This window comes from Phyllobacterium sp., assembly GCF_037994405.1.
Lineage (GTDB): Bacteria > Pseudomonadota > Alphaproteobacteria > Rhizobiales > Rhizobiaceae > Phyllobacterium.
Map to the genome: position 1 here is coordinate 1 of NZ_JBBNAN010000016.1, position 8,932 is coordinate 8,932.

The window sequence follows — 8,932 nt, forward strand, 5'->3', positions numbered from 1 at the left end:
GTGCGTCCAGCAATGCGTTGACACGATCGATCTGTGCGTCGGTCAGGGTGCGACCAAAGGCTGATTCGAGTTGAGTTTCGGCATCGTCAAGTGCCTGTTCCCGAAGTACGGGATCCGTCAGCGCCAAGGCATCCTCCCGTGCGCGCTCATAAGTTGCAATCTTGCCTACGGACGAATTTGGTGCGGCCCGTTCTCTTGCACGTGCCGAGGCATGGGCAGCATTGAGCGGACCCAGCGTATTGTCATCGTCGTCATCATCCGCTTTCAGCGACGCTTTTTCCACTTTGGACTTGTCATGTGCCTTGGCAGAATTGCCATGGTCGGCGGATTTTCCGTTGTTTCCACCGCCATTCCCATTGCCGTTTCCATTTCCGCCACCGTTGCCGCCATTTTTGGCGAACGCGGGTCCTACCGGATTGAAATTATCTGTCGTTGAGAGAGCAGCGCCGGTCACGAACAAACCGAGACAGGTTGCAGCGACGAGAGCATTCTTGGATTTAATCATACCCATCTCCTAATTTGCACTTCTGAAAAGTGCCAGCAATTAATCGTTCGTTTACGGCTCCAATGTGGCAACCGAACGTACAATGATCACATAGCATTTCAACCGGACAGGTGAGCCGGGCGTTCGGCCTTCGCCTTTGCCGAGCCCCAGCGCAGGCCATCCATCAGCAGCGAAACGAGGCGGCGGGACCGCTCGCGCCAATCCGGCGTGTCAGGGGCCGAGTATATGCCCGATAACGCATGCAATACGTCGGAACTGTCGATGTCGCTGCGTATTGAACCATCGGCAACGGCGGCATCGACGAGCCCCTGCAAGGCGGACGCGACCATTCCGGCTGTGTTGGCGAATACCTCTGAATTTGCATCGAAAAGGATGCGAAGGCTGTTTGCCATGCCGCGCTTGGCAGCGATGTAGTCGACAAAACGCTGCATCCATTCTGCCAGCGCCACATCGGGCGGTTGATGCTGTGCGAGCTCTTCGGCGGCGGCACACAATGCCTCGACCTCGCGCCGGTAGACCACTTCGACAAGATGTTCCCGCGTCGGAAAATGCCGGTAGAGCGTGCCGATACCGACACCCGCCTGCCGCGCTATCTCCTCAAGCGAGGCGTCACCGCCACGTTCAGCAAAGGCGTGCCCCGCAATCTCGACAAGCTTTTCCCGGTTGCGGCTGGCATCGGCGCGCAGGCGCCTGGCAGGCGCAGACGGCTCGATCTCCTGCAGCTCTGACCGCTCCTTGTCGCTCACTATTTCAACTCCAATACGATTAGGCCTTGAACCCGCTTGGGCAAGCCGCTATGTTTCAGAAACGGAGGCACCTCCGATTATTTCGGAACTTCCGCACTATTACCCCATTTGGGACCCTCGTGTCATGCCTTTTGCGCCTTTGAACGCACTTGGCCGCTGAAGGGTCCATCGAAATTCCTCTGAGCGTACTGGAGCAGGACGCCGATGACGAACCAAACAACCATAAATCTAAATATCAATGGTCAAACGCAGTCACTTACCGTCGAGCCGCGTGTGACATTGCTGGATGCGCTGCGCGATCATCTTGAGCTGACTGGAACCAAGAAGGGCTGCGACCAGGGCCAGTGCGGCGCCTGCACCGTGCATGTGGACGGCGAGCGGGTGCTTTCATGCCTGACCCTGGCGGCCCAAGTGGAGGGCCGGAAGATCACCACGGTCGAGGGACTTTCCGGGCCCGGCGGCGAGCTTCACCCGGTTCAGGCCGCTTTCCTTGAGCACGATGCGTTCCAGTGCGGCTACTGCACGCCAGGACAGATCATGTCTGCGGTGGCCTGCATCCGCGAGGGCCATGCGGGGTCAGACGACGAAATCCGCGAATATATGTCAGGCAATCTCTGCCGCTGCGGCGCCTATCCGCACATTGTCGAGGCAGTTCGTGAAGCAGCAAAGGTGATGCCATGAGAGATTTCTCCTATCTTCGCGCCGGCTCGCTCGACGAGGCACTGCGTGCTGCCGCCATGCCGGCGACCATGCTGCTCGCGGGTGGCACCACCCTCCTCGACCTTGCCAAATGCGGCGTCAGCGAGCCCGAACAGGTGGTGGATATCATTCACCTTAAAGGCCTTGATGCAATCCGCGTCGATGCCGAAGGCGCCTTTATTGGCGCTCTGGCAAAGATGAGCCACGTGGCAGCAGATTCAGCGATCAAACAACAGTTTCCGGCGGTTTCGGAGTCTTTATGGCAAGCGGCATCAGCCCAGATCCGCAACATGGCGACGATTGGCGGCAACCTCCTGCAGCGCACACGCTGCGCCTATTTCCGCGATCCAGCGACTTTTCCCGCCTGCAACAAGCGCGCCCCCGGCAGCGGTTGCTCGGCGCTCGAGGGCGTCAATCGCGGCCATGCGGTGCTTGGCGGCAGCGACGCCTGCATCGCCACCTATCCGGGCGACCTCGCAGTAGCGCTCGTTGCCTTCGATGCGGTCGTGCATCTTGGAAAGCGCAAGGTCGCGATCGACGACTTCTTCCTTCTGCCCGGCGCGACACCGCACAAGGAACATGCCATCAAGCCCGGCGAGATGATCACGGCGATCACTATCCCGGCATCAGTTGCGGCCAAGCGCTCCACCTACTGGAAGGTACGCGACCGCCAATCCTATGAATTCGCCGCTGCAAGTGCTGCAGTCGGCATCGAGTTCGAAGCGGACGGCAAGACGGTAAAAGATCTGCGTGTCGCGCTTGGCGGCGTCGCTACCAAGCCCTGGCGGGCCCGGGGGGTTGAAGACGCCCTCAAGGGTAAAACGCTGGAACCCGATACGGTCAAGAAAGCGAGCCGCCTTGCCGTCGAGGGTGCAATCGCCCATGGCGCCAATCACTACAAGATCGAGCTCGCCCCACGCGTCGTTGAACGCGCCATTCTGAAGATGGGAGCCTTGGCATGACCATAGTCGAAACCAGATCAAAACGCGGCGATGCCTCCGACGGCACGCTGGGCGGGCGCCTGTCCCGCGTCGACGGCCCGGCCAAGATCACCGGCGCGGCAAATTATGCGCTCGAACATCATCCGCAGGGCATGGTCCACGCCGTGATCGTCCAGAGCACGATCGCCTCCGGCCGCGTGCGCTCCATCGACAGCAAGGCAGCGCAAGCCTATCCCGGCGTGCTGCTGGTCATGACGCCCGATAATGCGCTGGCGATCAAAGCGGCCACCGACTGGCTCGGAACGCCGCCAGCCGACGTTCCATACGAGCCGCTCGCCCGCGATATCACTTTCAGCGGCCAGCATATCGCAGCAGTTGTCGCCGAGACTTTCGAGCAGGCCACCGCCGCGGCCGCGCTGATAAAGGTCACCTATGACGAGACGTCCGCCATTACCAGCCTTTACGATCCGAAAGCCGGCGAAGGCAAGGCTATCGACCAGTTGACCGTCGAATGGGGTGACGCTGAAGCGGCACTCACCACCGCTTCCGTGCGCATAGAGCAGCACTACACGACGCCGCGTGAATACAATGTTCCGATCGAACCGCATGGCCTGATTGCAGAGTGGAAGGGCGATGAACTCACCATCTGGGAACCCAGCCAGTGGATCGACGGCATGGCCCGCACCTATGCTGAATGGTTTGGCGTTCCTTTCGACAAGGTGCGGCTGATCTCGCCCTATATTGGCGGCGGCTTCGGGTCGAAGGCGCTTGCGCTTGACCATGCAGCGATTGCCATCAACGCTGCCAGAATGGTGAAACGTCCGGTCAAGCTCGCCGTCACCCGGCCACAGACCTTCACAGCCTATGGCGGCCGGCCAGCGACGCGCCAGACGATTGCACTTGGCGCCACCCTTGAGGGCAAGCTCGTCTCGATCTTTCATCGCGGCGCCAACGAGACCTCGATGAAGGAGGTCGCGGTCGAGCCGCTCGGCTCGGTCATCTCCATCATGTACGACACGCCGAATTTCAGTTCACGCCAGAACATCGTCCCGGTGAATACGGTCAAGCCCGGCGCACTGCGCGCGCCCGGCGAAAACCCGAGCGCCTTCGGTATCGAATGCGCCATCGACGAACTTGCCTATGAGGTCGGCATCGACCCGCTCGATATCCGCCTGCTCAACTATGCCGAAAAGGACCCGAGCGCCGGGAAGCCATGGTCGACGCGCCGGCTGCGCGAAGCCTATGCCGCTGGAGCGGAATCCTTCGGCTGGTCGAAACGCGACCCGAAACCCAGATCGATGCGCGAAGGCAGCCAACTGATTGGCTACGGTGTTGCTGCCGGCACCTACCCCGTACGGCGCACGCCAGGCGAAGCGCTGGTCCGCATTTTGAGCGATGGTACGGTCGAGGTTGCCAGCAGTTGCATCGACATGGGCCAGGGCACCTATACGATCCTTGCGCAGACGGCAGCCGAAGCCATCGGCGTCCCCGTCGAGACAGTCAAAGTGAAGCTCGGCGATTCCGCACTTCCCCGTGCGCCAGTTGCCGGCGGCTCACAGCTCGCGAACCTGATGACCGGCGCCGTGCACAAGGCAGCTCTTGCCGCTCGCGACGAGCTGATCGGCCTTGCCATCAATGATCCGAATTCGCCCTTCCGCGACCTGCAGGCCAATACGCTGGTCATCGAAGCCGGGCAAATTGCCTCGCCGCGCGATCAAGGGTCGGGCGTTGCGATCGCCGAAGTCATGCGCCGCACTGGACGCGATCGGATCGAGGCGCTGCGTGACACGCTTCCTGAAAAACTGCGAAACGAGAAGGATCACTACCGAAACTTCACAACGATATCGACGATGCTTTCACCGACCGAGGGCGATTACTCGCTCCACAGCTGGTGCGTTCACTTCGTCGAAGTCCGGGTCGACGAAGATTTTGGCACGGTTCGCGTCTCGCGTATGGTGTCGGCTCTGGATTCGGGCCGCCTCTATAACCCCAAGCTCGCCGAGAGCCAGTGGAAGGGCGGTATCATTATGGGCATCGGCCAGGCGCTGCTCGAAGAGGGCATTGTGGACCCACGCTACGGCCGTGTGATGAACAATAATCTGGGCGACTATCTCGTCCCGACCAATGCGGACATCCCTGACCTTCAAGTCATCTCGGTTGGCATTCCCGATACCCACGCTTCGGTACTGGGTGGCAAGGCCGTGGGCGAACTCGCCATTGTCGGTGTCGCTCCCGCCATCGCCAATGCGGTCTACCACGCCACGGGTGTGCGGGTCCGGGACCTGCCGATCACGCTGGAAAAACTGATCTAGGGTCAGCCAGAATGAGCGAAAGGGCCGGTTTTCAACCGGCCCTTTCGCCTGCGTTGAATTATCCAAACCGCGCCAGTTCCTGCTTGAAGCGTTCGACCAGCCACATTCCAGCCGGCCCCAAAGGGCTATCGACGGGATAGAGCGCCAGTAACGGATAGGCTGCCTCAGGGTATGGTTCGAGATTAAGTAGCACCAGCCGTCCCTCGGCGAGATCGTCTCGCACCATCCATTTCGGCAGGCCACCCCAGCCTAGACCTGCCAGAATCAGGTCATGCTTGGTGCTAACATCTGTCAGCCGCCAGGTTTTGTAGGCAAAGACGCCAAAGTCCCGGCCTTTGGTCTGCTCGCTCAAATCGGTGATCACCAGCTGAAAATGATCGCGGATGAAAGACAATGGCACAGGTCCTTCATAAAGGGCCAGCGGATGATCGGGAGCAGCAACCGGTGTCATCGCGGTTTGGCCGACCTGAAGTAATACGAGCTCATCGTGGGCCTGCATCGGCGGGCCGCCAATGCCAAAATCGGCCTGTTTTTTGAGGACGAGGTCCCAGACCATTCCGAGCGCGCCGACCTGAACGCGCAGACTGACTGTTGGAAACTGCACCTGAAATGCCTTTAGGACACAGGTCAGCACCGGCGACGGCAATGAGACGTCAATGGCAACGGCCACCTCGGCTTCAAGCCCCTGTTTCAAGCCCTCAGCCCGGGAGCGCAAGCCTTTAAGGACAGAGACCATGCGCCGGGCATCCTCAAGCATGGCCTTGCCCTCCTCGGTCAGACGCGGCTCCCGCGTCCCGCCGCGCTCGAAAAGCTGCAATTCAAGCTGCGCCTCCAGATTGGCAATCGTATAGCTGACGACCGATTGCGACCGATTGAGCCGCCGCGCGGCAGCCGAGAAGCTGCCAGTCTCGGCCACAGCAACAAAGACCTGGAGTTGATCCAGCGTCGGGTTTGGTTGCATGCTTTACCTATCTATCAGTTAGATGGATTGGATCGATATTTTCCCAGTTTTATAAATGGATGTCGAGAACCAAATTACAGCCATCGGATTGTTCTCCCCCGAGACAACAACTTAACTGAAGGAACTTAGGCTATGTCTTCCATACTTCTCGTTACATCGAGCCCGCGTGGTGCAGCATCCCATTCGACACGCGTCGCAACTGAACTTGCACAGAAACTCAAGGCAAAGACGCCGGGCGCGAAGATCGTTACCCGCGACCTCGCCAAAAACCCGCTTCCTCATATCGATGCTGATTACACGTCCGGTATCTATACACCTGCCGAGTCGCGTTCCGCACAGCAGCAGAGCGTCGTTGGCGTTTCGGACGCGATTGTGGATGAACTGTTTGCTGCCGACGCAGTCGTCATTGCAACCGGCCTCATCAACTTCAACATTTCCTCGACGCTGAAATCCTGGATCGACCATATTGCCCGCGCCGGCAAGACGTTCAGCTATGGCGCCGACGGCCCGAAGGGTCTCGTAACCGGCAAGAAGGTCTATCTCGTGATTGCTTCGGGCGGTGTCTATTCAAGCGGCCCTGCTGCTCCTTTCGATCATGCAACACCATACCTTAAAACGACTCTCGGTTTCCTGGGCATGACCGACGTTGAGGTTGTTCGCATCGAAGGTGTTGCCATGGGCCCTGAAGCAGAAGAAAAGGCAATTTCTTCCGCACTTGATTACACCAGCGACCTGGCGCTTGCCGCCTAAGGGCATAGTGCTGATCGCGAAAGAGGCGGGCTTTTGGCCCGCCTCTTTTTGTAGTGCGCGATAAATCATTTTTGCAAAATCACGCGCGACGGGCACGCTCTGCGTCATCAAGCCGGTTGAGCTGGTCAAGAAGACTTTCAGGAACTATGTCTTCGACCTTGTATATGCCTGCCACACGTATCGCCGATCTGTAAGACGATTGGGAGATCTGTCGCCTTAAGATCCGTGAGAGTTGTTTTTCGTAGGTACGGTCGTTACCGTCCATCGTTCTCGGCTCCAACGTTGCTTCGTAGCCTTAACCCTGTCGCTGCGAAGAAGGTTCCCTTTTTCTAGACTTGAAGCTTTTATGACAATGTGGCTCTGCGCCGCACCCTTTCGTCTTTTCCACCGACCAGGGAATTGTCAGGCTCGATGCTTCATTTGTCGTTGGGCAAATCTCATTGCCCGAAACGTTCCACTATTTTGCCGTTCAAGAAAGAGCCGAAACAAAAGAACCTCAAAGCAACCGCAACCGGGGTTCATCCTTTGTTGTTACGATGCTGTAGCGCTTTTTCCCACCGTAGCGCCGACTCGACAATTGTATCGAGATCATCGAGTTTAGGTTCCCAGCCAAGATTGGCACGCGCCTTGCTGCTATCTGCGACAATCGATGCAGCGTCGCCGGGGCGGCGAACAGTCAAGCGCGCATCGATCGGTGCACCGTGTACGCGCTCCACGCTTTCGATCACTTCCTTCACAGAGTAGCCACGACCATAACCGCAATTGGCGACCATACTGCTACCGCCGGCCCGGAGCCGCTCCAGGGCAAGGCGGTGCGCGGCGACGAGGTCGCCGACATGAATATAGTCACGCACACATGTTCCGTCCGGTGTCGGAAAGTCATGGCCGAAGATTTCCATGTAGCGACGTTTGCCCAGCGCAGTCTCGCAGGCGACCTTGATTAAGTGCGTAGCGCCTCTGGTCGACTGTCCGGTTCGGCCCTTCATGTCTGCCCCGGCGACATTGAAGTAACGCAGCGCCGTGTAGTGGAAGTCATGGGCAGCGGCGGTATCGCGCAGCATCCATTCCGTCATCAGCTTGGATACACCGTAAGGCGATTCAGGCTGAGGCGGGACATCTTCGGTGACAGGCTTCATGCCGCCATCGCCATAGACTGCTGCCGTCGACGAAAAGATGAAGTTCTTCACGTCCGATTTGACGACGGCCTCGATCAATGACCGGGACTTCGATGTATTGTTTTCATAGTAGGTGAGCGGGTCGCGTACCGAGTCCGGCACGACAACCGAACCGGCGAAATGGATGACTGCGTCGACATAATTGCGTTCGATGGTCTGGCGGACCAGGCTTTGGTCGGCGATGTCGCCGACCACCAGTTTGGCCTCTCGAGGCACCGCCCATTCAAAACCGGTCGAAAGCCGATCGAGGACGACAACGGAATCGCCAGCGTCAAGCAATTCCCAGACCATATGGCTGCCGATATATCCGGCACCACCGGTCACAAGCACGGTCATTGGCACAGCCCCTTAATCTCCATTTCCATTGCCCTGTGCTTATCCTGCCGCATTAAGACAGGTGTGCAAAGCTGACTGTCGAGCTAACCCTATGCAACTTACGTCTAATTTTGCAGAAGGTAATGCAATAGTTTCTGGCAAGGTGAACGAAAAGTATGGATTGCCCCATCAGCGATTCTGGAGGACCTGGCGGCAAAACGCATCAAGTTTTCCGCTGGCCTTTCTTCAGCGCCAGGCATTTTTTTACAGCAGGCGCGTAAGCCACTCCAGTTTTTCGGCAAGATTCAACGACAATTGTCCTGCTTCAACATTTTGTGGTTAGAGTTTCGTCAAAGCCGTGGCAAATTGCCCATAATCTCATCATGGATTTTGCCGGGCAAAAACGCTACTAAGTTCATGATACAGGAGCAATTCATGGACTATCGTCGGTTTTTCGAAGACGCGATTGACCAGTTGCACGCTGAAAAGCGTTACCGGGTCTTTGCTAATCTGGAACGGATCGTGGGT

General features: G+C 58.3%; 8 protein-coding genes. 4 read left to right on the plus strand and 4 right to left on the minus strand.

Going from position 1 to position 8,932, the window contains the following annotated elements:
* Together AAAC48_RS01255 and AAAC48_RS01260 are read right to left on the minus strand one after the other, a co-directional pair.
* Positions 1-505 (minus strand): Holotricin-3 precursor (locus AAAC48_RS01255; RefSeq protein ID WP_340652432.1); only part of this gene is annotated, 505 nt, incomplete at its 3' end.
* A gap of 98 nt (positions 506-603) precedes the next feature.
* Positions 604-1,251, minus strand: a complete 648-nt coding sequence (locus AAAC48_RS01260; RefSeq protein WP_340652433.1) for a TetR family transcriptional regulator — start codon at positions 1,249-1,251, stop codon at positions 604-606.
* A 204-nt stretch (positions 1,252-1,455) separates the two neighbouring features.
* Between AAAC48_RS01260 and AAAC48_RS01265 the strand changes: the two genes are divergently transcribed.
* Genes AAAC48_RS01265 through AAAC48_RS01275 form a run of 3 tightly spaced genes read left to right on the plus strand, consistent with a single transcriptional unit; the run spans position 1,456 to position 5,203 of the window.
* On the plus strand, positions 1,456-1,932 hold the full coding sequence (locus tag AAAC48_RS01265; RefSeq protein ID WP_340652434.1) for a (2Fe-2S)-binding protein: 477 nt from the start codon (positions 1,456-1,458) through the stop codon (positions 1,930-1,932).
* Positions 1,929-2,912 (plus strand): xanthine dehydrogenase family protein subunit M, encoded by a 984-nt coding sequence (locus tag AAAC48_RS01270; protein WP_340652435.1) that lies wholly within the window; start codon positions 1,929-1,931, stop codon positions 2,910-2,912. Before AAAC48_RS01265 ends, AAAC48_RS01270 begins: the two co-directional genes overlap by 4 nt.
* Positions 2,909-5,203 carry a xanthine dehydrogenase family protein molybdopterin-binding subunit gene (locus AAAC48_RS01275; RefSeq protein ID WP_340652436.1) on the plus strand — a complete coding sequence of 765 codons (2,295 nt, stop codon included), beginning with the start codon at positions 2,909-2,911 and terminating at the stop codon, positions 5,201-5,203. Before AAAC48_RS01270 ends, AAAC48_RS01275 begins: the two co-directional genes overlap by 4 nt.
* A gap of 58 nt (positions 5,204-5,261) precedes the next feature.
* Here the strand turns inward: AAAC48_RS01275 and AAAC48_RS01280 are convergent, their stop codons facing one another.
* On the minus strand, positions 5,262-6,164 hold the full coding sequence (locus tag AAAC48_RS01280; protein WP_340652437.1) for a LysR family transcriptional regulator: 903 nt from the start codon (positions 6,162-6,164) through the stop codon (positions 5,262-5,264).
* 132 nt (positions 6,165-6,296) lie between these two features.
* Between AAAC48_RS01280 and AAAC48_RS01285 the strand changes: the two genes are divergently transcribed.
* The gene (locus AAAC48_RS01285; protein ID WP_340652438.1) at positions 6,297-6,914 is read left to right on the plus strand and encodes an FMN-dependent NADH-azoreductase; all 618 of its coding nucleotides are present in this window, start codon (positions 6,297-6,299) and stop codon (positions 6,912-6,914) included.
* A gap of 518 nt (positions 6,915-7,432) precedes the next feature.
* Here the strand turns inward: AAAC48_RS01285 and galE are convergent.
* Positions 7,433-8,425 carry a UDP-glucose 4-epimerase GalE gene (galE, locus tag AAAC48_RS01290; RefSeq protein ID WP_340652439.1) on the minus strand — a complete coding sequence of 331 codons (993 nt, stop codon included), beginning with the start codon at positions 8,423-8,425 and terminating at the stop codon, positions 7,433-7,435.
* Between the last annotated feature and the right edge of the window lie 507 nt (positions 8,426-8,932).